This is a genomic window from Pseudactinotalea sp. Z1732 (assembly GCF_049724975.1).
GTDB lineage: Bacteria > Actinomycetota > Actinomycetes > Actinomycetales > Beutenbergiaceae > CALKWS01.
Genome location: NZ_JBMPQC010000002.1, coordinates 206,286 through 231,965, shown reverse-complemented (window position 1 = coordinate 231,965; position 25,680 = coordinate 206,286). Strand labels below are relative to the sequence as shown.

22 protein-coding genes are annotated in these 25,680 nt (G+C 70.4%); 8 read left to right on the top strand and 14 right to left on the bottom strand.

Annotation, left to right across the window (positions count from 1 at the left end):
• Positions 1 to 78: 78 nt before the first annotated feature.
• The gene (gene hemW, locus ACPL7H_RS04900; RefSeq protein ID WP_424795970.1) at positions 79 to 1,269 is read right to left on the bottom strand and encodes a radical SAM family heme chaperone HemW; all 1,191 of its coding nucleotides are present in this window, start codon (positions 1,267 to 1,269) and stop codon (positions 79 to 81) included.
• Positions 1,270 to 1,289: 20 nt separating this feature from the next.
• Positions 1,290 to 3,143, bottom strand: a complete 1,854-nt coding sequence (gene lepA / locus ACPL7H_RS04895) for a translation elongation factor 4 (protein ID WP_424795969.1) — start codon at positions 3,141 to 3,143, stop codon at positions 1,290 to 1,292.
• A gap of 144 nt (positions 3,144 to 3,287) precedes the next feature.
• Between lepA and ACPL7H_RS04890 the strand changes: the two genes are divergently transcribed.
• Positions 3,288 to 3,956 carry a hypothetical protein gene (locus ACPL7H_RS04890; protein ID WP_424795968.1) on the top strand — a complete coding sequence of 223 codons (669 nt, stop codon included), beginning with the start codon at positions 3,288 to 3,290 and terminating at the stop codon, positions 3,954 to 3,956.
• A 52-nt stretch (positions 3,957 to 4,008) separates the two neighbouring features.
• Here ACPL7H_RS04890 and ACPL7H_RS04885 read toward each other — a convergent pair whose 3' ends face one another.
• The 5 genes from ACPL7H_RS04885 to xylA all read right to left on the bottom strand — a co-directional run bounded on the left by ACPL7H_RS04885 (position 4,009) and on the right by xylA (position 10,191).
• The gene (locus tag ACPL7H_RS04885; protein ID WP_424795967.1) at positions 4,009 to 4,884 is read right to left on the bottom strand and encodes a transglutaminase family protein; all 876 of its coding nucleotides are present in this window, start codon (positions 4,882 to 4,884) and stop codon (positions 4,009 to 4,011) included.
• Positions 4,881 to 5,807 carry an alpha-E domain-containing protein gene (locus tag ACPL7H_RS04880; RefSeq protein WP_424795966.1) on the bottom strand — a complete coding sequence of 309 codons (927 nt, stop codon included), beginning with the start codon at positions 5,805 to 5,807 and terminating at the stop codon, positions 4,881 to 4,883. Before ACPL7H_RS04880 ends, ACPL7H_RS04885 begins: the two co-directional genes overlap by 4 nt.
• Positions 5,807 to 7,426, bottom strand: a complete 1,620-nt coding sequence (locus tag ACPL7H_RS04875; protein WP_424795965.1) for a circularly permuted type 2 ATP-grasp protein — start codon at positions 7,424 to 7,426, stop codon at positions 5,807 to 5,809. The genes ACPL7H_RS04880 and ACPL7H_RS04875 overlap by 1 nt, the downstream gene beginning before the upstream one ends.
• 139 nt (positions 7,427 to 7,565) lie before the next feature.
• Entirely contained in the window at positions 7,566 to 8,990 is a 1,425-nt protein-coding gene (locus ACPL7H_RS04870) for a xylulokinase (protein WP_424795964.1), read from the bottom strand.
• 7 nt (positions 8,991 to 8,997) lie between these two features.
• Positions 8,998 to 10,191 (bottom strand): xylose isomerase, encoded by a 1,194-nt coding sequence (gene xylA / locus ACPL7H_RS04865; protein WP_424795963.1) that lies wholly within the window; start codon positions 10,189 to 10,191, stop codon positions 8,998 to 9,000.
• A gap of 134 nt (positions 10,192 to 10,325) precedes the next feature.
• On the opposite strand from xylA, the gene ACPL7H_RS04860 reads away from it, so the two are divergent.
• The 3 genes from ACPL7H_RS04860 to rpsT all read left to right on the top strand — a co-directional run bounded on the left by ACPL7H_RS04860 (position 10,326) and on the right by rpsT (position 12,969).
• Positions 10,326 to 11,711 (top strand): ROK family protein, encoded by a 1,386-nt coding sequence (locus tag ACPL7H_RS04860; RefSeq protein WP_424795962.1) that lies wholly within the window; start codon positions 10,326 to 10,328, stop codon positions 11,709 to 11,711.
• A 105-nt stretch (positions 11,712 to 11,816) separates the two neighbouring features.
• Complete coding sequence (locus ACPL7H_RS04855; protein WP_424795961.1) at positions 11,817 to 12,443, top strand: PepSY domain-containing protein; 627 nt, start codon at positions 11,817 to 11,819, stop codon at positions 12,441 to 12,443.
• A gap of 265 nt (positions 12,444 to 12,708) precedes the next feature.
• Entirely contained in the window at positions 12,709 to 12,969 is a 261-nt protein-coding gene (rpsT, locus tag ACPL7H_RS04850; RefSeq protein ID WP_424786216.1) for a 30S ribosomal protein S20, read from the top strand.
• 71 nt (positions 12,970 to 13,040) lie between these two features.
• Here the strand turns inward: rpsT and ACPL7H_RS04845 are convergent, their stop codons facing one another.
• Positions 13,041 to 13,442, bottom strand: coding sequence for a DUF952 domain-containing protein (locus tag ACPL7H_RS04845; protein ID WP_424795960.1), 402 nt, complete (start codon positions 13,440 to 13,442; stop codon positions 13,041 to 13,043).
• 83 nt (positions 13,443 to 13,525) lie between these two features.
• Between ACPL7H_RS04845 and holA the strand changes: the two genes are divergently transcribed.
• Positions 13,526 to 14,545: a DNA polymerase III subunit delta gene (gene holA / locus ACPL7H_RS04840; protein ID WP_424786218.1), complete on the top strand. Its 1,020-nt coding sequence runs from the start codon at positions 13,526 to 13,528 to the stop codon at positions 14,543 to 14,545.
• A gap of 55 nt (positions 14,546 to 14,600) precedes the next feature.
• Here holA and ACPL7H_RS04835 read toward each other — a convergent pair whose 3' ends face one another.
• Positions 14,601 to 16,094 (bottom strand): ComEC/Rec2 family competence protein, encoded by a 1,494-nt coding sequence (locus tag ACPL7H_RS04835; RefSeq protein ID WP_424795959.1) that lies wholly within the window; start codon positions 16,092 to 16,094, stop codon positions 14,601 to 14,603.
• 7 nt (positions 16,095 to 16,101) lie between these two features.
• Complete coding sequence (locus ACPL7H_RS04830) at positions 16,102 to 17,061, bottom strand: helix-hairpin-helix domain-containing protein (RefSeq protein ID WP_424795958.1); 960 nt, start codon at positions 17,059 to 17,061, stop codon at positions 16,102 to 16,104.
• Positions 17,062 to 17,279: 218 nt separating this feature from the next.
• Between ACPL7H_RS04830 and ACPL7H_RS04825 the strand changes: the two genes are divergently transcribed.
• Positions 17,280 to 17,432: a CopG family transcriptional regulator gene (locus ACPL7H_RS04825; protein ID WP_424786221.1), complete on the top strand. Its 153-nt coding sequence runs from the start codon at positions 17,280 to 17,282 to the stop codon at positions 17,430 to 17,432.
• Positions 17,429 to 17,764, top strand: a complete 336-nt coding sequence (locus ACPL7H_RS04820) for a hypothetical protein (RefSeq protein WP_424795957.1) — start codon at positions 17,429 to 17,431, stop codon at positions 17,762 to 17,764. The genes ACPL7H_RS04825 and ACPL7H_RS04820 overlap by 4 nt, the downstream gene beginning before the upstream one ends.
• Here the strand turns inward: ACPL7H_RS04820 and leuS are convergent.
• Together leuS and ACPL7H_RS04810 are read right to left on the bottom strand one after the other, a co-directional pair.
• Positions 17,745 to 20,639 carry a leucine--tRNA ligase gene (gene leuS, locus ACPL7H_RS04815; protein ID WP_424795956.1) on the bottom strand — a complete coding sequence of 965 codons (2,895 nt, stop codon included), beginning with the start codon at positions 20,637 to 20,639 and terminating at the stop codon, positions 17,745 to 17,747. The genes ACPL7H_RS04820 and leuS overlap by 20 nt on opposite strands.
• A gap of 223 nt (positions 20,640 to 20,862) precedes the next feature.
• Positions 20,863 to 21,321, bottom strand: coding sequence for a MarR family winged helix-turn-helix transcriptional regulator (locus tag ACPL7H_RS04810; protein WP_424795955.1), 459 nt, complete (start codon positions 21,319 to 21,321; stop codon positions 20,863 to 20,865).
• A gap of 212 nt (positions 21,322 to 21,533) precedes the next feature.
• Here ACPL7H_RS04810 and ACPL7H_RS04805 point away from each other — a divergent pair, with 212 nt between their 5' ends.
• Complete coding sequence (locus ACPL7H_RS04805; RefSeq protein ID WP_424795954.1) at positions 21,534 to 22,571, top strand: ketopantoate reductase family protein; 1,038 nt, start codon at positions 21,534 to 21,536, stop codon at positions 22,569 to 22,571.
• Between the two features lie 28 nt (positions 22,572 to 22,599).
• Here the strand turns inward: ACPL7H_RS04805 and ACPL7H_RS04800 are convergent, their stop codons facing one another.
• Positions 22,600 to 23,985, bottom strand: coding sequence for a mannitol dehydrogenase family protein (locus tag ACPL7H_RS04800; RefSeq protein WP_424795953.1), 1,386 nt, complete (start codon positions 23,983 to 23,985; stop codon positions 22,600 to 22,602).
• Positions 23,982 to 25,397, bottom strand: coding sequence for a glucuronate isomerase (gene uxaC / locus ACPL7H_RS04795; RefSeq protein ID WP_424795952.1), 1,416 nt, complete (start codon positions 25,395 to 25,397; stop codon positions 23,982 to 23,984). The genes ACPL7H_RS04800 and uxaC overlap by 4 nt, the downstream gene beginning before the upstream one ends.
• Positions 25,398 to 25,680: the final 283 nt, after the last annotated feature.

Here is a 25,680-nt window from a genome sequence, read left to right as displayed (position 1 = left end):
ACCTGTCGTCGCTGGTCATGGCCAGAATAGGCCACCCCGGCGGCATCACTGCGGCGCAGTTCGTCCCAGGCGTGCCCCTCAGCCCAGCACGCGATGCACCACCGAGTCGGCCAGCAGCCGGCCCCGCACGGTCAGGACGAGCATCCCCTGGCGCGCCGGGAGTTTCTGGGCGAGGCCCTCGGCCACCAGCCCCTCCAGCACCGCGCTATCGGTCACCGGGAAGCCCTGGGCCAGACGCACCCCCAGCAGGACCTCCTCGGCCCGGCGCTGGGGAGCGGACAGGTGCTCCTGACCGGCCACCGGGAGACGTCCGGCCTCGACTGCTGCGGCATAGGGGCGCGGGTGCTTCAGGTTCCACCACCGCTGTCCCCCGATGTGGCTGTGGGCACCCGGGCCGACCCCCCACCAGTCCTGCGAGCGCCAATAGGCGATGTTGTGCCGGCACTGCTGGGAGGCGCCGCGGGACCAGTTGGAGATCTCGTACCACTCATACCCTGCCCGGGTGAGCATCGCCGAGGCGAGTTCGTACTTGTCCGCTTCGTCGTCGTCGTCGGGCATCGACAGTTCCCCGCGCCGCACCTGCGTGGCCATCCTGGTACCGGGTTCGACCACGAGTGCGTAGGCGGAGACGTGGTCCGGGGCCATCGCGATGGCCACGCGCAGGCTCTCCTCCCAGTCCGCCAGCGACTCCCCTGGAGTGCCGTAGATCAGGTCCAGCGAGACCGACAGCCCGGCCTGGCGCGCCCAGGCCACCGCCTCGGGCACGCGGGCCGGGTCATGGGTGCGGTCCAGGGTGGCAAGAACATGCGGGACGGCGGACTGCATCCCGAAGGAGACGCGGGTGAACCCGGCTCCGGCGAGTTCGGCCAGCGCCTGCGGGGTGACGGAGTCGGGGTTGGCCTCGGTGGTGATCTCGGCATCGGGGGCCAGGGACCACGCCTGCCGAACCGCCTGCAGCATCGCCACCAGATCGGCCGCCGGTAGCAGCGTGGGGGTCCCGCCGCCGAAGAAGACGGTGCGGACCTCTCGGGCGGGGATCCTGGCGGCGTCCATGGCGGCCCGGGCCAGGTCGATCTCGGCGATCGCGGTCCCGGCGTAGGCGTCCTGGCTGGCCCCGCCGCCCAGCTCGGTGGCGGTGTAGGTGTTGAAGTCGCAGTATCCGCAGCGCACGGCGCAGAACGGGATGTGCAGGTACACACCGAAGTCCCGGTCGGCTGAGCCGGTTGCTGCCCCGGCCAGGTCCAGCTCGTGGCTGCGCTCCGTACTCACCTGCGGGTGCCGATCGGGGGTCAGTCCGAACCGCCGTCGGAGGTGAGCGCGGCCACGAACGCCTCTTGCGGGATCTCCACCCGGCCGATGTTCTTCATCCGCTTCTTCCCCTCCTTCTGGCGTTCGAGGAGTTTGCGTTTGCGGGAGATGTCGCCCCCGTAACACTTGGCGAGCACGTCCTTGCGCATCGCGCGCACGGTCTCCCGGGCGATGATGCGTGAGCCGATCGCGGCCTGAATGGGCACCTCGAACTGCTGGCGCGGGATGAGTTCCTTGAGTTTGCCGGTCATCATCACCCCGTAGGCGTAGGCCTTGTCCCGGTGCACGATCGCACTGAACGCATCGACCTGCTCCCCCTGCAGCAGGATGTCGACCTTGACCAGGTCCGCGTCCTGCTCCCCGGACATCTCGTAATCCAGGGAGGCGTAGCCACGGGTCCGGGACTTCAGTTGGTCGAAGAAGTCGAAGATGATCTCTCCCAGGGGCAACTCGTACCGCAGTTCCACGCGCTCGGGTGAGAGGTAGTCCATGCCCTGCATCACCCCGCGCCGGCCCTGGCACAGTTCCATCACCGCTCCGACGAACTCGGTGGGGGTAAGCACGGTGGCGGCCACCATGGGTTCGGTGACGGTGTTGACCTTCCCGGCCGGGAACTCACTGGGGTTGGTCACCTCGACCTGCGTGCCGTCCTCCATCGTCACCTGGTAGATGACGTTCGGGGTGGTGGCGATCAGGTCCAGGTTGAACTCGCGCTCCAGCCGCTCCCGCACGATCTCCAGGTGCAACAGGCCCAGGAATCCGCACCGGAACCCGAAGCCCAGGGCCACCGACGTCTCGGGCTCGTAGCCCAGCGCGGCGTCGTTGAGTTTGAGTTTGTCCAGCGCATCGCGCAGCGTCGGATAGTCCGATCCGTCGATCGGGTACAGCCCGGAGAACACCATCGGGCGTGGGTCGCGGTAGCCGCCCAGGGACTCCGTGGCCGGGTTCGCCGCATTGGTGACGGTGTCACCCACCCGGGCCTGGCGCACATCCTTGGCACCGGTGATCAGGTAGCCCACCTCACCCACGCCCAGTCCCTTGGATGCGGTCGGGTCCGGGGAGATGACGCCGATCTCCTGCAGTTCATGGGACTGCCCGGTGGACATCATCTGGACCTTCTGGCCAGGGGTCAGGTGCCCGTCCACCATCCGCACATAGGTGACCACACCGCGGTAGGTGTCATAGATCGAGTCGAAGATCATCGCCCGGGCCGGCGCCTCGGAGGACCCCTGGGGGGCGGGCACCTGGGCCACGATCTGGTCGAGCAGGTCCGTCACCCCCACACCGGTCTTGCCCGAGACCTGCAGGCAATCCTCCGGCTCGCCGCCGATCAGGCCGGCGAGTTCCTCGGCGAAGCGTTCCGGCTGCGCGGCGGGCAGGTCGATCTTGTTCAGCACCGGGATGATGACCAGGTCGTGCTCCATCGCCATGTACAGGTTCGCCAGGGTCTGGGCCTCGATCCCCTGGGCCGCGTCGACCAGCAGGATCGCGCCCTCACAGGCGGCCAGAGAACGGGAGACCTCGTAGGAGAAGTCCACGTGCCCGGGGGTGTCGATCATGTTCAGGGCGTAAGCGCGTTCGCCCACCTGCCAGGGCATCCGCACCGCCTGGGACTTGATGGTGATACCGCGTTCGCGTTCGATATCCATCCGGTCCAGGTACTGGGCGCGCATCAGGCGTTCCTCCACCACGCCGGTGTTCTGCAGCATCCGGTCGGCCAGGGTCGACTTCCCGTGGTCGATGTGGGCGATGATGCAGAAGTTGCGCAGCAGTTCCGGTGCCGTCGTGGACGGCTGGATCAGCGCGGATGCATCGGCGGAAGCGATCGGGGACACCTGCTGGTCTTTCGGTCGGTTGGTGGGGCTGTGCCCTATCGTCCCACGTCCGGTGGGTACGGGCTGTCCGCCGGGCGTGGCCGGGTTACGCCCGTGGTGAGCTCGGCTCGTTGTCGGCGGCTCTCATCAGGCATCATCGTGACCATGTCTTCCCTGCCGGAACACCTGAGCATGCTGGCCAAGGGCGTGGGCCAGCTCCTGGCGCTGCCGACCAAGATCCTGTTGGTGATGGCCACCGTCGTGCTCGTGGTGCTGGGCCTGCTCGTGGTGGTCTTCGTGACCTCCGGTCACGCCGGGACGGCGGGCACCGTGGCTTGGGTGACGATCTGGGTGCTGTTGGTGCTGCCGGTGCTCCTGCTCGCGCGGAGACGGCGCCGCTGGCTCGCCCGGACCACCGAGACCGGCACCACACACCAGGTGATCCTGCCCGGGCCCTCCGAGTCCACCGATCTCGCGCCGGTGGACCTGACCGCACGGATCTCGGAGGACATGCGCGGCCGGCCGGGACAGGAGGACGTGCAGGTCCTCTTCGACGCCGTCAACGAGTCCCGGGCTCCGGGTTCGGGTCGTGGCGCCGGCGCGCGAGTGACGCGTGTCTTCAGCCTCGGGCGGCTCTCCCCGGTGGGCCGGGCACTGGCCGCCATCGATCGCGCCCAGCGGGCCCTGCTCACCGCCGCCGGTGGCACCGCCGGCGCCCCGTACCTCAAGGACGACCTGCGCCTCACCGTGGCGTCCCTGTTCGGGACGATGCTGGCCATCCCGCTCGGGGCGCTGGCCCTGATCGTCCTGGCCCTGGTGCTGCTCACCCAGTAGCGCTGCTGCTCCCCTGCCCGGGAGCACCGCTGACACGGGAGCGCCGGCCGGGTCACCCCTCGATGGTGATGTGCACCTGCACCTGCTGACTCGAGGCACCACCGCCGGCCACCACACCCCGCAGCGGCGCCACGTCGTCGTACTCCCGGCCCCGGCCCACGATCACGTGGTGGGGCCCGGTGGGGATGGAGTTGGTGGGGTCGAACCCGAACCAGTCCCCGCACCAGTACTCCACCCAGGCGTGTGACTCCGCGGCCACCGTCTCCCCTACCCGAGCGGTCTCGGCGGAGGGGTGCAGGTAGCCGGACACGTACCGGGTGGGGATGCCCAGGTGGCGCAGCGCGCCCGCGGCCAGGTGCGCCAGATCCTGGCACACACCCTTGCGCTCGGCCCAGGCCTCCGCGGCCCAGGTGTGCACCCCGGTGACCCCGGTGACGTACTCCATCTGCTCCCGCAGCGCCAGGCAGACTGCCTCCGCCGCCGCCCCCGGGGCGGCGGTCCCGGCCGCGTCGGTGGCCAGGGCCTGCAGATCCTCCGGGATCCTGGTGCTCGGGGTGGACATCAGGAACTCCGTCATCCGGTCCTGCAGGTCCGGCGCCCTCAAGGTCTCCCAGCCGGCTCCGCCCGAGCGGCCCTGCAGGGGGCTGAGCTCGACCCGCGCCCGGGCCAGCACGCCCAGTTCGGTGTGCGGGGTGAGCGCCTCGAAACTGAGCACCGCGGTGCCGAAGTAGTCCCGGTACTCCGACCGGAAGGTGCACGGGTCGGCCGCGATGTCGGTCTCCAGCACGGTCTGCCCGGGCAGGGTCAGCGGCCGCATCCGCACCTCGTTGTAGGAGGCGGTGACGGCCCGCTCATACGTGATCGTGGTGCGGTGCTCGATCAACAAGGTGGTCCTGGTCGAGGTAGGTGCCGGAGCCTGGGAACTCACAGTTGCCCTCCGATCCACTCATCGTCGGTTGCCGAGGGGAAGAACTTCACCCGGATGGCGTCGCTGGCCTCCGAACACCCCTGCTGGACGCGCTGCATCTGCTCGGGCAGGTTGTGCAGCAGTGCCAGCAGCGGCTGGTACTCCAGGTCTGAGCGCACCCGGCCCAGGGTGCGGCGGGCGTCGGCCTCGCTGCGGTGGTGCACCTCGCTGGTGTCCAGCCGGGCGAGGCACCGCTCGGCGGTCTCCAGGGCGTACAGCACCGAGCGCGGGAAGAGCCGGTCCAACAGCAGGAACTCCGCGGCCAGGGAGTCGGAGTCACGGCCCCGGTAGGTGCGCAGGAACACCTCGTAGGCCCCGCAGGAGCGCAGCAGGGTGGTCCAGTCCGGCGCGGACGGCCCGGCCACCGCTCGGGTACTGATCAGCCGCGCGGTCATGTCGGCCCGTTCGATGCTGCGTCCGAGGAGGAAGAACTGGAAGGTCTCATCGCGCCGGGTGGCCGCGTCGGTGATACCACCCACCACCGCCGCCCGCTCGCGCACCCAGCTGAAGAACTGATGGGAGGTGGAGGTCCCGATCATCTGCGGGAGTGCGTTCCAGGTGGAGTTCAGGGCCTCCCACAACTCCGAGGAGAGGGAGTCCCGGGCCCGGCGGGCATTCTCCCGGGCCGCGGCCAGGGCACCGGCGCAGGAACTGGGTGAGGCCTGGTCGTAGGCCAGCCTGGAGAGCACGTCGAAGCGGGTGACCTGGGACTCGCCTGCTTCCAGGCCCATCACCCCCAGCAGTGAGCGCAGCGCCAGGTCGTCATCGATCCAGGCGTCCTCGAGCAGGTGCTGCAAATAGGCGTCCACGATCCGGGAGGTGTCGTCGGCGCGCTCGACGTACCGCCCGATCCAGAACAGGGACTCAGCGATCCGGGAGAGCATCAGCCACCCACCTCTGTCGCCAGCGGGAACGAGCGAGCACCGGGCGCATCCGACGTCTGTTGTTGCTGTCGGGCCTGAGCGGTCAGGAAGCCGTCGGTCGGATTGGCGTCCCGTGCCACCCCCGGGGGCGCGGGCTGGGAGTCGGACCGGGTCCACTCCGGTAGGTCGGAGGTGCGGGCCAGGGGGCGCTGCTCACCCAGCACCCAGGTGTCCTTCGACCCACCGCCCTGGGAGGAGTTGACCACCAGCTGCCCTTCGGCCAGGGCCACCCGGGTGAGCCCGCCGGGCAGGACCCACACGTCAGTCCCGTCGTTGACCGCGAACGGGCGCAGATCCACGTGGCGCGGGCGCAGGGCGTCACTTGCCAGGGTGGGCACCGTGGACAACTGCACCACCGGCTGGGCGATCCAGCCGCGCGGGTCGGCCTGCAGTTGCCTGCGGGCGGCGTCCAGTTCCGCCGCGTCGGCGTCGGGTCCGATCAGGATGCCCTTGCCGCCGGAGCCGTCGACCGGTTTGACCACCAGCTCGTCCAGGCGGTCCAGCACCTCGGCCAGTGCCTCGGGTTCCTCCAGCCGCCAGGTGTCCACGTTGGGCAGCAGCACCTCTTCGCCGAGGTAGTACCGGATCAGGTCGGGAATGTAGGTGTAGACGAGTTTGTCGTCGGCCACCCCGGTGCCTACCGCGTTGGCGATGGTGACGCTGCCGGCGCGGGCCGCGCCCATCAACCCCGGCACACCCAGCATGGAGTCGGGCCGGAAGGTCACCGGATCCACGAAGTCGTCGTCGATGCGGCGGTAGATCACATCCACCCGCCGGCGGCCCCCGGTGGTGCGCATGTACACCTTGTCCCCGGCGCAGTACAGGTCCCGGCCCTCCACCAGCTCCACACCCATCAGGCGGGCCAGCAGGGAGTGCTCGAAGTAGGCGCTGTTGTACACCCCCGGGGTCAGCACCACCACCACCGGGTCCTCCGCCCCGGCCGGGGCGGCGGCGGACAGCGCGGCCAGTAGCCGGCGGGGGTAATCGGCGACCTGGTTGATCCGCATCCGCGCGAACAACTCGGGGAAGGTCTGTGCCATCGCGCGCCGGTTGGAGAGCACGTAACTGACCCCGGAGGGCACCCGGGCGTTGTCCTCCAGCACCCGCCACCCGGTCGCCGCATCACGCACCACGTCGATGCCGGCGACGTGCACACGCACTCCGTTGGCAGGCTGGATCCCGCGGGCGGCGCGGTGGAAGTGCGCCGAGGAGACGATCAGCCGGCGCGGGATGACTCCGTCGGTGACGGCACGCTGATCGTTGTAGATGTCATCCAGCAGCGCCTCCAGGGCGCGGACCCGCTGGGCGATCCCGGGAGCCAGGTGGTCCCACTCGGCGGCATCGATCACCCGGGGCACCGCGTCCAGGGGGAAGGGCCGTTCCACACCGCCGACGTCGAAGGTGACGCCCTGGTTCAGGTAGGAGCGGGCCAGGGTGTCGGCGCGCCGGCGCAACTCCTCGGCGTCCAGCGCACCCACGGTGTCGTGCACGTGCCGGTAGGGCTTGCGCACCTGCAAGCCGTCCTCGAACATCTCATCCCAGGCCGTGCCGTCGGGGTAGCCGTCGAACAGATCTGCCATGGTTTCGACGGTAGCGCGCTCGCGCCGTTCGCGCGGCCCGGTCGGCCCCACCACCGGATCGCCGCCGGTCAGGCCGGCACCCCAATCCACGCCGGCGCACTCATCCGGGTCCGCACGCGCCCGCGCCCGGAACCCACCCTCATCGAGGTTGGACCGGGGTGGCCGCGTACTGGCGACGGATCAGCGGTTCGGCCGCTACACCACTGACGTGCTCCTCCTGCACCTGCCAGGTCTGGCGGTCGCCGGTCAGGGACCAGGCCGCCTGGACAGCGGCACCGGTGGCCACGTACTCCCCAGGTTCGGGCACCGATACCGGCAGCCCGAGTACCTGGGCGGCTACGACCTGCACCGCCGGGTTCTGGGCCGCGCCCCCGATGAGTTTCACCCGCCGGGCGTCCACGCCCTGGCCGCGTACGGCGTCGATCCCGTCGGCCAACCCGCACAGCAGGCCCTCCACCGCTGCCCTGGCCATGCACTGGCGGGTGGTGGAGGCCGGCGTCATCCCGTACAGGGTGGCCGTGGCATCGGGCAGGTTCGGGGTGCGCTCACCCTCGAAGTAGGGGCGCAGCACCAAGCCGTGGGAGCCGGGCGGGGCCGCCAGGGCCAGTCGCCCGAGCCCTTCATAGCCGACGTCGAGCAAACTGGCGATCACGTCCAGCACCCGGGCGGCGTTCATCGTGGCGATCAGCGGCAGGTAGGCGCCGGCGGCGTCGGCGAACCCGGCCACGGTGCCGGTGGCATCGTCTGCGACGGTGTCCGAGACCGCGCAGACCACCCCGGAGGTGCCGATCGAGACGATCACATCACCGGTACGAGCCCCCAGCCCCAGCGCCGAGCCGGCATTGTCTCCGCACCCGGGTCCCACGGTGAGCCCCTCGGGGATCGGTTCGTGACCGGCGGTGACGCCCACCGCCTCCCCGGCCGCCGCGATCCGGGGCAGTACCACCTCGGAGGCGTCCCGGCGCAGCGCCCGGGAGAGCAGGTCGAGGTCGTAGTCCCCGGCCGGGGTGACGTACCCGGTGCCGGAGGCGTCGGAGTGGTCGGTGGTCAGCGCGCCAAGGTCCGGGTTGTCCGGCCCGAATCCGCGCAGCCGCCAGGTGAGCCAGTCGTGGGGCAGCGCCACCGCCGCCACCCGGGCGGCGTTCTCGGGCTCGGCATCGGCCAGCCAGCGCAGTTTGGTGATGGTGAAGGAGGCCACCGGCACCAATCCCGTGCGGCGCGCGAACTCGGCCGCGCCGACCTCCTCGGTCAGGTCGGCCGCGGCCCCGGCGCTGCGGGTGTCGTTCCACAGCAGCGCGTCCCGGATCACCCGGCCGCCCGCATCCAGGGCGACCATGCCGTGCTGCTGGGCACCCACCGAGATCGCGGCCACGTCGGCCAGCCCACCGGCGTCGGCCACCGCGGCCAGCAGCGCCTGCCACCAGGCCTCGGGGTCCACCTCGGTGCCGTCGGGATGGGTGGCGCGGCCCTGCCGGACCAGGGTCCCGTCGTCGGCGTCTCGGATCACCACCTTGCAGGACTGGGTGGAGGAGTCCACCCCGGCCACGAGTCGGCGCCGGCTCATCACGACCTCAGCGCGCGCCGAGCAGGTGCTCGGTGACGAGCTGCTGCAGCCGCACGAACCCGGCGCCACGGCCACCGAAGTAGGCGTCGGCGTCGAAGTTCTCCCAGGCACTGGCATCGGTCAGGAGGTCCTGGACGGACTCCCCCTGCCCCAGCGTCGGTGTGGCCAGCTCGTTGACCTTGGCCTGCGCCAGCGCCTCGGCGACCTCCGGGTCGGCGCGGAAGGCGGTGGCGCGCTCCTTCAGGATCAGGTAGTTGACCATGTTCGCCCGCACCGAGTCCCACACGCCGGTGTAGTCCTCGGTCCTGGACGGCTTGTAGTCGAAGTGGCGCGGCCCGGTGTAGGCCTGGCCCCCGTCCGGCGAACCGTTCTCCAGCAGGTCCACCAGGGAGAAGGCGTTGTACAGGTCGCCGTGGGCGAAGACCAGGTCCTGGTCGTACTTGATGCTGCGCTGGCCGTTGAGGTCGATGTGGAAGAGTTTGCCGTGGTCCAGGGCCTGAGCGACACCGGCGGTGAAGTTCAGACCGGCCATCTGCTCGTGACCCACCTCGGGGTTGATCCCGACCAGGTCGGGGTGTTCCAGGGTGGCGATGAAGGCCATCGCGTGCCCCAGGGTGGGCAGCAGGATGTCACCGCGAGGCTCGTTCGGCTTGGGCTCCAACGCGAAGCGGATGTCATAGCCCTGCTCCTGCACGTAGGAGGTCAGCAGGTTCATCCCCTCCCGGTAACGCGCCATCGCCGACTGCACGTCCTTGGCGGCGTCGTACTCGGCGCCCTCGCGCCCGCCCCACAGCACATAGGTCTGCGCGCCGAGCTCGGCGGCCAGGTCGATGTTGCGCAGCACCTTGCGCAGGGCGTAACGACGCACCTCACGGTCGTTGTTGGTGAGGCCGCCATCCTTGAACACCGGGGCGCTGAACAGGTTCGTGGTGACCATCGGGATCACCAGCCCCGTGGCAGCCAGCGCCTCCTTCAGGCGGTCGATCTGCTTCTGCCGCTCGGCGTCGGTGGAGCCGAAGGCGAACAGGTCATCGTCATGGAAGGTCATCCCGTACGCGCCGTAGGAGGCGAGTTTCTCCACCGCCTCCACCACGTCCAGGTCCGGACGGGTCGGACCACCGAAGGGGTCAGTGCCGGTCCATCCGATCGTCCACAGTCCGAAGGAGAACTTGTCTTCTTTGGTGGGGGTGGGCAGCGCCATTGCGGTTCCTTCCTGAGGCTTTTGTTGTTGACCACAACCTATCAGGTGTGCGGCGGTGCGGGTAGCCTGAGCGACAGATCTGGCCGGCCGGTTCCGAACCGGTAGGTCCTGACCGACTAGACGCGGAGGTGCGCGTGGCCCTCGAGGATCCCACGCCCCCGGGTGCCCAGGCGTCGGGAGCATCCGGCAACGGAACCGACGGGCCGCGGGGCACGGATCCGGACGAGCCGGTCTCGTCCGCGAACGGTCCGGCCCCCACCGCTACCACCGCGCGGCGTCCCGGCGCCACCGGCAGCCTGCCCGTGCGCCGGATCAACCTTTCTACCCTGATGCGCCTGGTGCACACCCGCGGGCCCCTGTCCCGGGCAGACCTGACCCGGGCGACGGGCCTGAACCGCTCCACCGTCGGGGTGCTGCTGGCCGAGTTGTCCGACCACGGCCGGGTGGTGGCCGGCAAACCCGCCCCGGGCAGAGCGGTCGGGCGGCCCAGCCCCCTCATCCACGCCGCGCCGGGCATCGCGGCGATCACGGTGTACCCCGACGCCGACGCACTCGATGTGGCCGTGGTGAGCCTGACCGGCAAGGTGACCCAGCGCATCCGGCGCGCGGTCGCGGCGCCGCCCACCCCGGAACAGACGGTGGCCCTGACCGCGCAGATCATCGATGAGTTCGCGCTGGACCCGGGCCGGGTGAGCCCGCTCGGCATCGGAATGGCGGTTCCCGGGCTGGTGCGCGCCCGGGACGGGTTCGTGCACATGGCCCCGCACCTGCCGTGGCGGGACGTGCCGATCGCGGAACTGATGCGCGCGGGCACCGGCCTGCCCACCTGGGCCGGCAACGACGCGACCCTGGGCACCGACGCCGAGGCGATATTCGGCGCCGGGCGCGGCGCTGGCACACTGGTGTACCTGCACGGCGGCTCCGGCGGCATCGGTTCGGGAGTCCGGCTGGGCAGGGCCGGTGCGCGGGGCGGTGCTGACCTCCCGGGCGAGCCGGGCGCACCCGTGGAACTGGGCGCCCCGGAATCCGCCCGGGCCGACAGCGGCGCCTACTTACCCGAACTCGGCCACCTGATGGTCAACTCCGAGGGGGTCCGGTGCCATTGCGGAGCCGTCGGGTGCCTCGAGACGGAGGTGAACCTGGCCCGCCTTCGCGGCGCTCTGCCCGACCAGGACCTCCCGGAGGGTTCGCGGGCCTCCGAGTTGGCAGAGGTGCTCAACGCGGCCGGCGGGATCGAGCTGCCCGAGGTGGCGCGGCAGATCGGCTTCCTGGCCACCGGCATCCGCAACAGTGTGAACGCCTTCGCCCCGGATCTGGTGCTCCTGGGCGGCTTCCTGGCCACCCTGTTCGACGTGGCGCCGCGCCAGTTGACCTCGATGGTGCGCGATCAACTCATGCCGCCACTGGCTGCGGTGCAGATACGCCGCGGCACCCTCGGCTCCGAGCGGATTCACATCGGTGCCGCCGAAGCCGTCTTCGAACCGTTGCTGCGCGACCCCTTGGGTGATCATCGCGGGTGAAGGCGGGGCCAGTGGCGTTTCTGGTCGATGAGACCACGATGAGACGCAGGTGAGGGACTTCTCCTTCAACGGGCAAATCGTGCGTGACTGTCGCATCCTGGCGTCATGACTCCACGACGACCGATCACCCGCGGCCTCGCCCTCGGCACGGCGGCACTCCTGCTCCTGGCCGGTTGCGGCGACGCCGAGGACGAGTCCCTGGAGCCGGTGGACACCACTGAGGCTCCACCGGCCGACGACGAGCCGACCGACGAGCCCACCGACGACGCCGAAGGCACCGACGAGGAGTCCACGGAGACCGCGACCGAGGAGCCCACCGGAGGCGCCGGCGGTGACCACGCCGGGGTGCTGGCCGCGATCGACCTGGCCGAGTCCGAGACGGGCGGCACCGCCTTCGAAGTCGACGACGCCGACGGTGGCAACTGGGAGATCTACGTCGCCTCGGAGTCGGATGAGATCGAGGTCCTGGTCAGCCCCGACGGCACCGAGGTGCTGGAGAGCGAGCGCGAGGGCAGCCTGGACGACAAGGACCGCGCAGGTCTGGACGCGGCGACCATCACGATCTCCGAGGCCATCGAGATCGCAGCCGAGCACGGCACCGGATCGATCGACGACGTGAAACTCGATGATGAGGACGGCGGCATCTTCGCGTGGGAGGTGACCTTCACCGACGACGTGGAGGTGTACATCAACGTCGCTGATGGCGAGATCCTGCGCGTGGAGGACGACTGAGCGAGGACCTGACCGGCACCGGCCCGAGCGGTGAGGCACCGCACAGGCGGGCGGATCGTGCGATCGGCTCCCGATGCGGTAACCTGGTTCCTTGAGTTCGGCGCGGTCGATCGCTGAGGTTCAGCGGTGGCGTGGTCACACCTCGCAGCGCAGCGCCACTCCAGGCAGGTACGGCACGGCATCCCTACGCCGACGTGCCGGCACATGAAAAGCCCTCACAGACCAGATTGAGATCGCGCGAGCGAACGCACAAGAGAGTCAACACGTGGCAAACATCAAGTCCCAGATCAAGCGCAACCGCACCAACGAGAAGGCGCGGCTGCGCAACAAGGCCGTCAAGTCCGAACTGAAGACGCACGTGCGTCGGGTTCGTCAGGCCATCAGCGACGGCGACAAGAACGCTGCCGGTGACGCGCTGAAGTCCGCGAGCCGGAAGTTGGACAAGGCCGCCAGCAAGGGCGTCATTCACGCCAACCAGGCCGCGAACCGCAAGTCGGCGCTGGCCAAGCAGGTCGCCGCGCTCTGACGCGGCGCCACCAAGCACCAACGAACCACGGCGCCGCCCGGCTCTTCGCCGGCGGCGCCGTTGGCATGCCCTCACCCGGCAACGGGCCCGGCTGACTCCCCCGACCCGGCCGGGGCCAGGTGCAGCCGGCCGCGATCGATGCGCGCCGGAATCATGCGGACCACCGCCGTGACCGGGATCGGGCCGTAGACGTGCGGAAACAACTCCGACGCCGGATCGTCGGGGTCCCCGGGCTCATAGCGCACCGGTGAACCGGCCCGGTCCAGCCCTGCCCGGTCCACTTCCAGCACCAGGAAGTCCCCGCTGACGTCGGCGTACCCGGCCTCGACCACGCGGGCGAGTTGGTCCGGCGACGAGCAGTGCACGAAGCCGACCTGGTCCAGCGTGGCGCCGCGGGTCGATCGGTCGTACCAGCCCGACTCCTGCGCGGCTTGCCAGTACTCGGGCTCGGCCAGGTGCCAGATCGTCGTCATCGTCCGACCGTATCGGTCGCGTCGGTCTCGGGTCGGTGACCGCCCGGTTCGGCGGTGTCAGCGCTTCATGGCAGGCTTGTGCCGTGGCCCCTCCCCGTCGTCGATCCGCATCCGAAGCACTCACCTGGAAGCAGGCGCCGTTGGCCCCGGTGGTGCTGGTGCGTGGCGCGGAGTCGGTTCTGGCCGACCGGGCCCTGGAGCGCATCGCCGGTCTGGTCCGTGAGCACGCCGCCGCCGGTGGCAGCCCGCAGGTGGAGCAGACTGTGCTGGAGGCGGACACCTACGAGTCCGGGCAACTGGACATGGTGGCCTCACCCTCCTTGTTCGCCGAACCGCGCCACATCGTCGTCACCGCTGTGGAATCGGCCAGCGACGCCTTCATCACCGATGGGCTGGCCTATCTGGACCGAGCCGGTGACCAGGTCGAAGACGTCACCCTGGTGCTGCGGCACGCCAAGGGGAACCGTGGCAAGAAACTGCTGGACGCCGTCGCCGCGCGCTACCCGGTGGTGCAGTGTGATCCGATCAAGCGCGATGCGGACAAGGCCGCCTTCGTGGCCGAGGAGTTCCGTGATGCTGGCCGCCGGGCGACCTCTGCGGCCGTACAGACGTTGGTGGAGGCGGTCGGGTCCGATCTTCGGGAGCTTGCTGCGGCGGCACGTCAACTGATCGCGGACACCGCCGGTTCGATCACGCCGGATGTCGTGGACCGTTACTACGGGGGGCGGGTGGAGGCGACCGGCTTCCGGGTGGCCGATACCGCGATCGCCGGCGATGGCACCGCTGCGGTGACCCTGTTGCGCCACGCCCTGTCCACGGGGGTGGACCCGGTGCTGCTGGTGGCCGCGTTGGCGATGAAGGTCCGCACGCTGGCCAAGGTGGCCGCCGGCCGGAGCCGGGGCGCCACCGCGGCGGAACTGGGGCTGGCGCCCTGGCAACTGGACCGGGCCCGCCGGGAGTTGCGCGGCTGGACCCCGGAGGGCCTGGCGACGGCGATCGCGGCTGTCGCCGACGCCGACGCGCAGGTCAAGGGGGCCGGCCGGGATCCCGAGTTCGCCGTCGAGCGGGCCGTCCTGACCGTGGCGCAGGCGCGCCACGGCTGAGCACCGGTCCGGCTCAGCCACGACTTGTCGCAGGCTCACGGTGCGCGACTGCTGACTACCGGCCCCGGGTACGCCACCACAGCGTCGCGGCCAGGAGTCCGGCGCTCACCAGCACCGCACCGCCGGTGCCCTCCGGCCAGGGCAGGGTGGCCAACGGAAGACCCGCCGTGGTGGTCGCCACGGTCGCGATCCATGCGGTGAACCACGCCGCCGCCTGGGCCAGGGATTGCGCCCCGGCGGGCCAGAACGGCTGACAGAGCGTAGCCAGCACCCCCAGCAAGGTGGCCGGTGGCACCGCCGGGGTGGCCAGCACGTTCGCCAGCACCCCGTGGGTGGGCAGTCCGGGTGCGAGGAACAGGATCACCGGGGCGCACACCAATTGCGCAGCGGCCGGCACCGCGGCGGCCATGGCGACCTGGGGCGGGCACACCCCGCCCAGCCTGCGGGCGATCGGGGCTGCCAGGGCGAGCAGCCCGGAGGTGGCCACCACGGACAGGGTGAATCCGAAGTCCCGGGACAGCCAGGGATCCAGGCCGAGGAGCACGATCACGGTGGCCAGCAGTGCCGGGATGCTCGCACGTGGTCGTCCGGTGGCGAGTCCGAGCAGCAGCACCGCTCCCATCGTGCCGGCGCGCAGCACACTGCCGGAGGGGTAGACCAGGGCGACGAAGCCGAGCAGGACGACCCCGCCCACGCCCACGCGCACCCAGACCGGCGCCCACCACAGGCACAACAGCACCGACCCGAGCACGATCGCCACGTGCATGCCGGAGACCGCGGTGATGTGGGTGAGGGACACCGTGCGCAGGTCCTCCCCCAGCACCGGCGGCATCGCCCTGGTATCCCCCAGAGCGATCCCCGGCACCAGGCCGCGGGCCTGCGGGGCCAGGCCGGCGCTGACCGAGACCAGACCGCTGCGCAGCCGGTTCACGGCACGGTGATGCCAGGCCGCGGGACCGTGCTGATGGGCGCCGGAGGTCACGACGAGCAGTGCCGCAGCCGAGTCGCCCGCGCCGGTCGGAACCACCCTCGCCCGTACCCACCAGGTGGTGCCCACCGGGACGTCGCGCCACCCGGCGTCGGTGAGCAGCAGCACCGGCAGGTCACGTGCACGTTCGGCATCGTGGAGCACGCCGAACAGGCGTGCGGGCACCCGGTACCGCTCGGACCGCTCCGAGGCCATGCGTTGTGGCTCGGCGGTCGGTTGCACGATCGCCGTGACCTCCGCGGGATGGCCGGTGATGACGGCGCTGCGCTCGGTGGCCCGGACCGTCGCCACCCCCAGCACCGACCCGGCCACGACGCCGGTGAGCAGGACCGTGGCGGTCACCCGGTCACGTCGTTCCCGGCGGTGTCGACCCGGTCGCGACCGCGACAGCCGCACGCCGCACAGCAGGGACATGAGCAGCAGGAGGCCGGACAGGACGGCACCAGCAAGGGGCTGTTGGCCGAGCACCCACCAGCAGCCGACCCAGGTCACCAGGGCACCGGGCAGCAGCCGCAGGTCGACCGGCGCCCGGTCCATCCACGCCGAGGACGCACTGCTCATCGCTCGCTCACACGATGACCAGGTCCCGCAGGCGCTCCATGGTGGCCGGGCCGATCCCGGACACCGCCCGCAACTCCTCCACGCTGCCGAACGGGCCGTGCTCGTCACGGTGGGCCAGGATGCGTTCGGCCATCGCCGGCCCGATGCCCGGGAGCGTCTGCAACTCGGCCGAGCCGGCCGAGTTCAGGTTCACCACCGCAGCCGCCTCGCCACCACCGTGCTCACCGCTTCCGGCTGGAGCAGGTGGCGCATCACGACCCCCGGCACCCGCCCTGACCTCCTCCCCGACCACCGGCACGTACACCTGTTGGCCATCCACCACGGCCGCGGCCAGGTTCAACGCAGCCAGGTCCGCCTCCGCTGTGGAACCACCGGCCGCGGTGAGCGCATCGTGGACACGGGCCGTGTCGGGCAGCTCGACGATGCCGGGCTCGCGCACGGCGCCGGCCACGTGCACGATGACCACAGCCAACCCCGGGTCTCCGGCATCCGGGCTCGTCGCGTCGGTCCCGCTCGGCTCGGGTTCCCCGGGAGCCGGGCCGGCGGAGTCTGCCCCGTCGGACGCGGGCCCTCCGGCGCCGACGTCATCGCCCGGCGCCCCTGCTCCCGTCCAGTCCGCCGGCGGCTCCGGCCGGGCCCACTCCGGTTGATGCGCGGGCGCGCTCGGCCGGGTGAGGACGATAGTGACGGTGGCGGCCACGGCGAGCAGCAGAACCACCACTCCGATCCGCACCGACAACAACACCGGGGTACCCCATCTGTTCCCGCGGGCGCCATCGGTGCGGGTGGACCAGGCCGTGCGGCCTGGTTGCTCGTCCGGCATTTCAGCGCCGATCTGGCCGGCACCCGCGCCGGCCGGCGCCGCCTCCGGAGGGGCCACCGCCCCGGGCTCGTGCGGCGCCATGGCACCACCGGTGGCGTGCGCGGCCTCCGTCACCAGACGCAGCCGCCGGCTGGCATCGGTCATGGACCGAGGCTAGGACGACCGGCCGGCGCACCATCCACGAGCCCAGCGACCCTGTGGACATCACCGATCAGGCCGCGTTCCTGTGGACCTGCCCATTGCTCTGGTCCTGACACCGAACTCCGCGGCCAACAGCGCTCGGCCACCCACCGACACATCACCATCCCGTGAACAGCCACCGCTTGACCGTCTTCCGCAGGCGTTGCTAGCATCCTATTGATATGACCAAGACTCAGTTCAACGTCTACCTGCCGCCGGACCTGGTCCGGGCGGTCAAGCACCGGGCTATCGACGAGGGGTTGAGCCTGTCCGCCCTGGTGGAGCAGGTACTGACCGCCTACGTGCGCACCGAGCAGAGGGAGGAGGACGGATGATCGTCACCCGACCGGTGCGATTCACCGGTTCGATGGCTGCCCACCGACGCCTGTTCGAGGCGCTCGGGGCACAGTGCCTGTCCGATCACGGAGACCGGGCGGTCTACGGTTTCGACCACGGCCGCATCGCCCTCCATACCGCCGATGAGACCTACCCCGCCGGGCTGACCGCTCCCCCGATGGCATCACGTTCACCATCGATCCGCTCACACCGCAGCCAGTCCGCGTTGACCCACCGGTGGTGGCCTCGCAACCGGGGTGAAGCCGCCATGCAACGTCAGCAGGACCGGGAGCCCTCCCAGCCGGAGCCGGTCAGCCCGGGACGACGTTGACCAGTTTGGGCGCGCGCACGATCACCTTGCGGACCCCGCGCCCGTCCAAGTGCTGCTGCACCGCCTCGGAGGCCAGCGCTGCAGCCTTCAGGTCCTCCTCGCTGATCTCGGGTGAGACCTGCAACCGATCACGCACCTTACCGGCCACCTGCACCACACAGGTCACCTGCTCCTCCACCAGCAGCGCCTCATCGGCCACCGGGAAGGGGTGGTGGGCCACCGATCCGGTGTGCCCCATGCGCCGCCACAGCTCCTCGGCCAGGTGCGGTGCCACCGGGGCCACCATCAGCACCAACGGTTCCACCGCGGCACGCGGCACCGGGTCCAGGGCGGTCAGGTGGTTGTTCAGCACGATCATCCGCGCGATCGCGGTGTTGGGGCGCATCGCGTCCATCTCGGTGCGGACATCGGCGATGGTGCGGGCCACCAGTCGGCGCGTGGCCTCATCGGGCTCGGCATCGGAGACGGTGACCTCCCCGGTGCGCTCATCCACGATGTTGCGCCACAGCCGCTGCAGGAACCGCTGGGCGCCCACCACGGCGCGGGTCTCCCAGGGGCGGGAGAGGTCCAGCGGCCCCATCGACATCTCATACACCCGGAAGGTGTCCGCGCCGTACTCGGCGTACATCTCATCGGGACTGACCATGTTCTTCAGGGACTTGCCCATCTTGCCGTACTCGCGCCGCACCGTCTCGCCCTGGTAGGTCCAGTACGTCTCCCCCTGGGCGTCGACGTGTTCGGTGACGTCCTCGGCCGGGACGTACACCCCGCGTGCATCGGTGTAGGCGTAGGCCTGGATGTAGCCCTGGTTGAACAGTTTGTGGAACGGCTCGGCCGAGGACACATGGCCCAGGTCGTACAGCACCTTGTGCCAGAACCGGGCGTACAGCAGGTGCAGGACGGCGTGCTCCACGCCCCCGACGTACAGGTCGGCCCCTCCGGTGGTGCGGCCGCCGTCGGCGCCGGTGCGCGGGCCCATCCAGTAGGCCTCGTTGGCCGGGTCCGCGAAGGCCTCGGTGTTGTCCGGATCCAGGTAGCGCAACTCGTACCAGCACGAACCCGCCCAGTTCGGCATCGTGTTCGTATCGCGCCGGTAGGTGCGCGGCCCATCGCCCAGGTCCAACTCCACCTCGACCCAGTCGGTGGCCCGGCTCAGCGGGGCCTCCGGCTCGGAGTCGGCGTCGTCGTCGGCATAGGTGCGCGGGGAGAAGTCCGGCACCTCCGGCAACTCCACCGGCAGGGCCGATTCGGGCAGATCGATCACCCGCCCGTCGGCGTCGTAGACCACCGGGAACGGCTCGCCCCAGTAGCGCTGCCGGGAGAACAGCCAGTCCCGCAGCCGGTAGGTCGTGGCCGCCGCGCCCATCCCCTGGTTCTGCAGCCAGGCGATAATGGTCTCCTTGGCGGTGGCCACGTCCATGCCGTTCAGGTCGATGCCCTCGGCAGCGGAGTTGATCACTGTCCCCTCCCCCGACCAGGCACCGCCCTCGAAGCCCTCCGGCGCGGTCACCGTGGGAATCACGGGCAGGTCGTAAGCCTCGGCGAACTCGTAGTCGCGCTGGTCCCCCCCGGGGACCGCCATGATCGCCCCGGTGCCGTACCCCATCAGCACGTAGTCGGCGATGAAGACCGGGATCTGGGCACCGTTCACCGGGTTCGTGGCGTACACACCGGTGAACACCCCGGTCTTGACCCGGCCCTCGTCCTGTCGTTCGGCGTCGGTCTTGGCCGCGGCAGCGGCGCGGTACTGCTCGACGGCGGCTGCCGGGGTGGGCGCCCGGCCCGTCCAGGAGTTCCGGGTTCCCTCCGGCCACTGCGCCGGGATCAGGTCCGTCAGCGCCGGGTGCTCCGGGGCCAGCACCATGAAGGTCGCCCCGAACAGGGTGTCGGGCCGGGTGGTGAAGACCTCCACGTGCCCCGACGGCAGCGCGAACCGCACGTTCGCCCCGGTGGAGCGCCCGATCCAGTTGCGTTGCATCGCCTTGATCTTCTCGGGCCAGTCCAGCCGGTCCAGATCATCGATCAACCGGTCGGAGTAGGCGCTGATCCGCATCATCCACTGGCGCAGGTTGCGAGTGAAGACCGGGAAGTTGCCGCGCTCGGAGCGACCCTCGGCGGTGACCTCCTCGTTCGCCAGCACGGTGCCCAGCCCCGGGCACCAGTTCACCGGAACATCATCGACGTAAGCCAGACGGAAGCCGGCCAGCACCTGCTCCTGCTCGGCCGGGCTCATCCGGTTCCAGTCCCCACCCTCCGGGGTGGCCCGGGTCCCGTCGGCGAACTGCGCGCGCAACTCCTCGATCGGGCGCGCCGCACCCTCGGTGCCGTCGGGGTTGGTGGCCTCGGCGTCGAACCAGGAGTTGAAGATCTGCAGGAAGATCCACTGGGTCCAACGCACGTAGCCCGGGTCGGTGGTGGCGAAGGTGCGGCGTGGGTCGTGCCCCAGGCCCAGGCGCCGCAACTGGCGGCGCATGGTGGCGATGTTCTCCTCGGTGGTGATCCGGGGATGCTGGCCGGTCTGGACCGCGAACTGCTCCGCAGGCAGGCCGAAGGCGTCGTAGGCCAGGGCGTGCAAGACGTTGTCACCGTTCATCCGCCGGTAGCGCGCCAGTACATCGGTGGCGATATACCCCAACGGATGACCCACGTGCAGGCCCTTGCCCGAGGGGTAGGGGAACATGTCCAGCACGTAGAACTTCTGGGCCGGGACCGGCTCGCCGGTGGCCAGGTTGCCCGTGGGATTGGCCGCCTGGAAGGTGCCCTCTCGATCCCAGTAGTCCTGCCAGCGGTTCTCGATGGCATCGGCCAGCGCGGCGGTGTACCGGTGCGGGGGCACCTCGGCGCCGGGTGCGGGTTGGGCTTGCGTCTGCGACATCGGTGATTCCTTGTCGGGGGCCGCCGTGGGCGGCATCGGGGGGCTGACATGAAACGACCTCCCGAGCAGGGGAGGTCGGCCGCGCTGATGCGGCGCCAGCAGGCGCCCGCTGAAGTCAGCGCGGCTGGGTAAGCAACTCCGTACCGAACATGGCGCTCAGTCTAGCGCAGCGCGCACCCGCACCGATATGCCGGTCAGTGCGCCGCGGCGGGCGCGTGTGCCACTACTCCTCGGCCTCCAAGTAGGAGCCGCTGGCAGCGGCCTCCTGGATCGCGCCGGCGAGACGGGCGAGTTCGGCCTGGTCCGCCTCGGTCAGGACCGAGTCGATGATCTCGGCGATATGGCGCACGTGCCGCCGGCCGATGTCGGCCTGCACCGCGGCACCGGCCTCGGTGAGCACGACGAGCACCTCACGGCCGTCCGACGGCGACTCCTCGCGCCGCACGTACCCGGCGGACTGCAGCCGGCCCACCATCCGGGACAGACTGGGTTGGGAGATCAACAGGTTCGCGTTGAGTTCCCACTGCCGGGCCCGCCCACCCAGTTTGGCCAGGTTGAACAGCACGTCGTACTCCCGGGAGCGCAGTGGCTGGAAGTCCTTGGACTCCTCGAATCGCAGCATCATGCTCACCTGGGCGCGAAAGAGCGCCTCCCACGCCGCCGCAGCAGTGCGGATGCTCATCGCCACCACCTCCCCTCAGGATGCGGCCGTCACTGCCACACCGCCCGGATGTAGGCCCGGCCCCCGCCGAACGTGAGTGCCGCGCGCTGGACAAAGTATATGCGTATGTATTGATGTACCCAACGCACGCTCGGCCCGATCGAACGTCATGCTCATCGCGCCGTCCCCTTCCGCGCGCACCCCGGCGCGGCGCCCCGGTAGGCTCGGCGGCTATGACGCGTTACGTCGTGATCGGCGCCGGAGCCGTTGGTGGGACGATCGCAGGACGGCTGGCACATCGCGGGCACCAGGTGGTGCTGGTGGCCCGGGGTGAGCATCTGGCGGCCCTGCGCCGGGACGGGTTGCGCCTGCGCACCCCGGACCTGGATACCCGCCTACCGGTCACCGCGATCGGTGGGCCCGATGACATCGAGTTGCGTCCCGATGACGTGCTGGTGCTGTCCACCAAGACGCACCAGGCGGTGGCCGCACTGTCCCAATGGGCCGATGCCCCGGTCCCTGACGGCGGGCACACCGCCCCGGCGGGTGCACGACTGCCGATCCTGACCGCCCTGAACGGGGTGAGCAGCGAGCGGATGGCGCTGCGGTACTTCGACCGGGTCTTCGGCGTGTGCGTCTGGCTGCCCGCGGTGCACCTGCATCCGGGCGAGGTCATCGCCCGCGGCACCCCGCAGTCGGGGATCCTGCACATCTCCCGATACCCGGCAAGCAGGTCCGAGCCCGCCGACCGCGTCCTGCTGGAGCAGGTCCGCACGCACTGGAGCGAATCGGGCCTGGGGGTGGAACTGCCCACGGACGTGATGCCGTGGAAGTACCACAAACTCCTGTCCAACATCGGCAACGCCTTCCAGGCCGTGCTGGGCCCGGCGGCCGATGCTGGCGACCTCATCGACGCGGCCCGGGCCGAGGCCCGGGCCGTCCTCGCGGGCGCGGGCATCGAGGTGGCGTCCGACGACGACGAGGCGGCCGTGCGGCAGGCCTCCTTCGGCGTGGGTGAGGTGCCCGGCACCGACCCCGATCAACTGGGCGGGTCCTCCTGGCAGTCACTGGCCCGTGGCACCGGCTCGATCGAGACCGACTACCTCAACGGTCAGATCGCGCTGATCGCCCGTGAGCACGGCCTCGCCGCGCCCGTGAACACCACCATCGCGGCGCTGGCTCGCCAGGCAGCACGGACGGGCACCCGGCCGGGAGCGATCAGCGCCTCCGACCTGGCAGCCGAACTGGGACTGGACCCGCTGGCGAGTTGAGCCACGCAGGCATGGGGCCACCGAGGCGCTAGGCCACCAGCCCCTGCAGATACTGCACCCGCTCGGCCACCACGTTCACCAGTTCGGCGTCCTGGCCGAGACCGGCCCGCAGGGTGTTCAGCACCCCGGTCGCGGCCTCGGTCAGGTCCTCGGCCCCGGCGGCCTCCTGGGCCGGGCCGGCGCCGGCGTCCTGCACCGGTGCGCCTTGACCTCGCAGGTGCAGCACCCACCCGGCCAACGTCGTCGCCGCTCCGGCGGGCAGCCGTCCCGCTTCACGCTCGGCCAGCGCGGTGGGCAGGGTACGCACGGGCAGTTTCTGTGAGCCGTCGTAGGCGATCTGGGCCAGGTGGTGACGCACGCCGGTGTTGCCGTAGCGATCCAGCAGATCCTGGCGGTATTGGCCCACCAGGTCATCGGAGAGCCCGAGGTTGCGCTGCGCCTCGTCCCAGAACGTGTTCACCCACTCCAGGCAACGTGCGTCGGCGATCGCCTCATCGATGGTGCGATGCCCCAGCAGCGGGGCGGTGTAGGCCAGCAGTGAGTGCGAGCCGTTCAGCAACCACAGTTTGCGGCGCTCGTGCGGTGCCACGTCCGAGGCCAACTGCACTCCGGCGGCCTCCCAGGTGGGACGCCCGGCCGGGAACGTCCCGGAGACCACCCACTCACTGAACGGCTCGGTCGGAACCGGGCTGACGTCGTCGTACCCTTGTTCCCGCGCGACCAGCGCGATGTCCTCATCGGTGGTGGCCGGGGTGATCCGGTCCACCATCGAGGTGGCGAAGTCCACGTTCCGCTCGATCCAGTCCAGCGCTTCGGGCGCGGCGATGCGGGCCAGGTCGGTGACGATGCGGCGGGTCACGTCACCGTTGTCGGGCAGGTTGTCACAGGACAGCAGCGCGATCGGGCCGGCTTCGGCCGAGCGGCGGGCCAGCAGGCCGGCGAGCAACCGCCCGGGCAGGGTCTGCACGGGCCGGCCGTTCTCAAGGGCCTCCACGTCGGCGGTGACCTCCGCGCGGCCGGTGTCCAGGCCACCGTCCCCGTTGCGCAGGTAGGCGTGCTCGGTGAGCGTCATGGTCACGATCGCCACCTCGGCCCGGCGCAGGTAGCCCAGGAACGCCTCGTGCTCATCGGAGGCGTGGACCGCCACGATGGAGCGGACCACGTCGAAGGTGTCGCCACCGGAGTCCCGGGTGATCAGGGTGTACAGCCCGTCCTGGGGGGCCAGGGCACGCGCCATGTCGGGGCGCCGGCCGGTGAAGGCCGCGATTCCCCAGTCATGCGCGTCGGGCGCCTTGTGGGTGTGCCAGGCCTGGTGGGCGCGGTGGAAGTTGCCCAGCCCCAGGTGCACAATCCGGACCGGCGCACTGGGTGCGTCCAGCAGGGCGCGGGTGAGCCGCGGGGTTGCCTCGTTCACAGTTTGAAGATCCTCGTCGGGTTGTCGACGACCATCTCGGTGATCGTCTCGTGGGCCTCGTCCAATGCCAGGCGGTGTTGGGCTACCAGTCCGGCCAGGTACCCCGCGTCCAGGCGGCGGGACATGTCGTGCCGGGCCGGGATGGAGCAGAATGCGCGCGTGTCGTCGATGAAGCCGGATACCCGGGAGAACCCGGCGGTCTCGGTGACGGCGCTGCGGAAACGCTGGATCGCCTCCGGGGCGTCGATGAACCACCAGGGCACGCCCACGTAGACCGAGGGGTAGAACCCGGCCAGCGGGGCAAGTTCGCGCGAAAAGACGGTCTCATCGATGGTGAACAGCACCAGGTTCAGGTTCGGATGGGTGCCGTAGGCGTCCAGCAGCGGACGCAGAGAGTCGGTGAACTCCATCGCGATGGGGATGTCACAGCCGACGTCGGGCCCGTAGGTCTCGAAGGTCGGGGTGTGATGGTTGCGGCGGACACCGGGGTGCAGCGTCATCACCAGGCCGTCGTCGCAGGCCATCCGCGCCATCTCCGACGTCATGTGCCACCGGAAGGCGCGCGCGTCCTCATTGCTGACCTGCCCGGAGCGGGCGCCGGCGTAGATCCGGTTCACCTCGGAATCGGGCAGGATCGCGGTGCCGGCGTCCAGGTGCCCGTGGTCGGAGGAGACCGCTCCGTGGTCCTTGAAGTGGGCTCGGCGGTTCTCCAGAGCCTCGATGTAGCCCGCATAGTCGCCGGTATCGATCCCGCTTGCCCGGGCCAGCGCGTCGATGCTCTCGTTCCAGGTCGCCAGCGAGGGGTCCAGATACTTGTCCGGGCGGAAGGTGGGGATCACCCGGCCGCTGAACCCGGGATCGTCGGCGAGCGCGCGGTGCGCACCGAGGTCATCGCAAGGATCGTCGGTAGTGGCCAGTATCGAGATGTTGAACGCATCGAAGAGTGCACGGGGACGGAAGGCGTCGGTGGCGAGTTTGGCCGCGATCTGGTCATAGATCGCATCGGCGGTCTCGGCGCTGGGGCGCTGGGTGATGCCGAAGATCCCGATCAGTTCCTCTTCGAGCCAGTACCGCACCGGGGTGCCGCGGTAGGCCGGCCAGTGTGAGCAGAAGGCGCGGAAAGCCGCCCGGGCATCCTGCTCCGACAACGGCCCGCGGCCCACACCGAGATCGGCCAGCGACACACCACGGGCGTGCAGCAGCCGGTTGATGTAGTGGTCCGGGGTGATCAGCAGCGAGGTGGGGTCGGAGAAGGGGATGTCCTCACTCAACCACTGCGGAGGCACATGACCGTGGGGGGAGATGATCGGTGCCTCCGCGACCGACTCGTACAGTTCCCGGGCGATCTGGCGGACTCCGGCGTCAGCGGGAAGGAGCCGATCTGGATGCAGTTCCATGGCAGGGGCACTCATGCGTGCCATGCTGCTGAGCCGAGCGATGGATGGCAACCCGTTGCCACCTATTGCCACCACCTGGTTCCGCCGTCGGCGATCACGCCACTGCAATGCCCGAAGCCGGCCGGAAAACGACGCATTGACAGCCCAACGTGGTGCTGGTTACTGTGTGAGCATCGTGATGTAAACGTTTCCGCACCGATGCGGACGGCTGGAACCCGCTCGGCTCGCGTCGCGTCGCAGCCACGTACCACCACGCCTTCGAGCGGACGGCGCCGTCGTCGTCCGCCCCGCCCGGCGG

What these genes read in the sequence shown, in the direction of transcription:
- ACPL7H_RS04830 (WP_424795958.1), bottom strand. Translation starts at nt 17,061, where the DNA reads ATGACCGATGCCAGCCGGCGGCTGCGTCTGGTGACGGAGGCCGCGCAC.
- leuS (WP_424795956.1), bottom strand. Translation starts at nt 20,639, where the DNA reads ATGTCGCAGACGCAAGCCCAACCCGCACCCGGCGCCGAGGTGCCCCCG.
- ACPL7H_RS04825 (WP_424786221.1), top strand. Translation starts at nt 17,280, where the DNA reads ATGACCAAGACTCAGTTCAACGTCTACCTGCCGCCGGACCTGGTCCGG.
- uxaC (WP_424795952.1), bottom strand. Translation starts at nt 25,397, where the DNA reads ATGAGTGCCCCTGCCATGGAACTGCATCCAGATCGGCTCCTTCCCGCT.
- ACPL7H_RS04835 (WP_424795959.1), bottom strand. Translation starts at nt 16,094, where the DNA reads ATGAGCAGTGCGTCCTCGGCGTGGATGGACCGGGCGCCGGTCGACCTG.
- ACPL7H_RS04870 (WP_424795964.1), bottom strand. Translation starts at nt 8,990, where the DNA reads ATGAGCCGGCGCCGACTCGTGGCCGGGGTGGACTCCTCCACCCAGTCC.
- ACPL7H_RS04875 (WP_424795965.1), bottom strand. Translation starts at nt 7,426, where the DNA reads ATGGCAGATCTGTTCGACGGCTACCCCGACGGCACGGCCTGGGATGAG.
- xylA (WP_424795963.1), bottom strand. Translation starts at nt 10,191, where the DNA reads ATGGCGCTGCCCACCCCCACCAAAGAAGACAAGTTCTCCTTCGGACTG.
- ACPL7H_RS04805 (WP_424795954.1), top strand. Translation starts at nt 21,534, where the DNA reads ATGACGCGTTACGTCGTGATCGGCGCCGGAGCCGTTGGTGGGACGATC.
- ACPL7H_RS04820 (WP_424795957.1), top strand. Translation starts at nt 17,429, where the DNA reads ATGATCGTCACCCGACCGGTGCGATTCACCGGTTCGATGGCTGCCCAC.
- ACPL7H_RS04890 (WP_424795968.1), top strand. Translation starts at nt 3,288, where the DNA reads ATGTCTTCCCTGCCGGAACACCTGAGCATGCTGGCCAAGGGCGTGGGC.
- ACPL7H_RS04810 (WP_424795955.1), bottom strand. Translation starts at nt 21,321, where the DNA reads ATGAGCATCCGCACTGCTGCGGCGGCGTGGGAGGCGCTCTTTCGCGCC.
- ACPL7H_RS04880 (WP_424795966.1), bottom strand. Translation starts at nt 5,807, where the DNA reads ATGCTCTCCCGGATCGCTGAGTCCCTGTTCTGGATCGGGCGGTACGTC.
- ACPL7H_RS04855 (WP_424795961.1), top strand. Translation starts at nt 11,817, where the DNA reads ATGACTCCACGACGACCGATCACCCGCGGCCTCGCCCTCGGCACGGCG.
- ACPL7H_RS04845 (WP_424795960.1), bottom strand. Translation starts at nt 13,442, where the DNA reads ATGACGACGATCTGGCACCTGGCCGAGCCCGAGTACTGGCAAGCCGCG.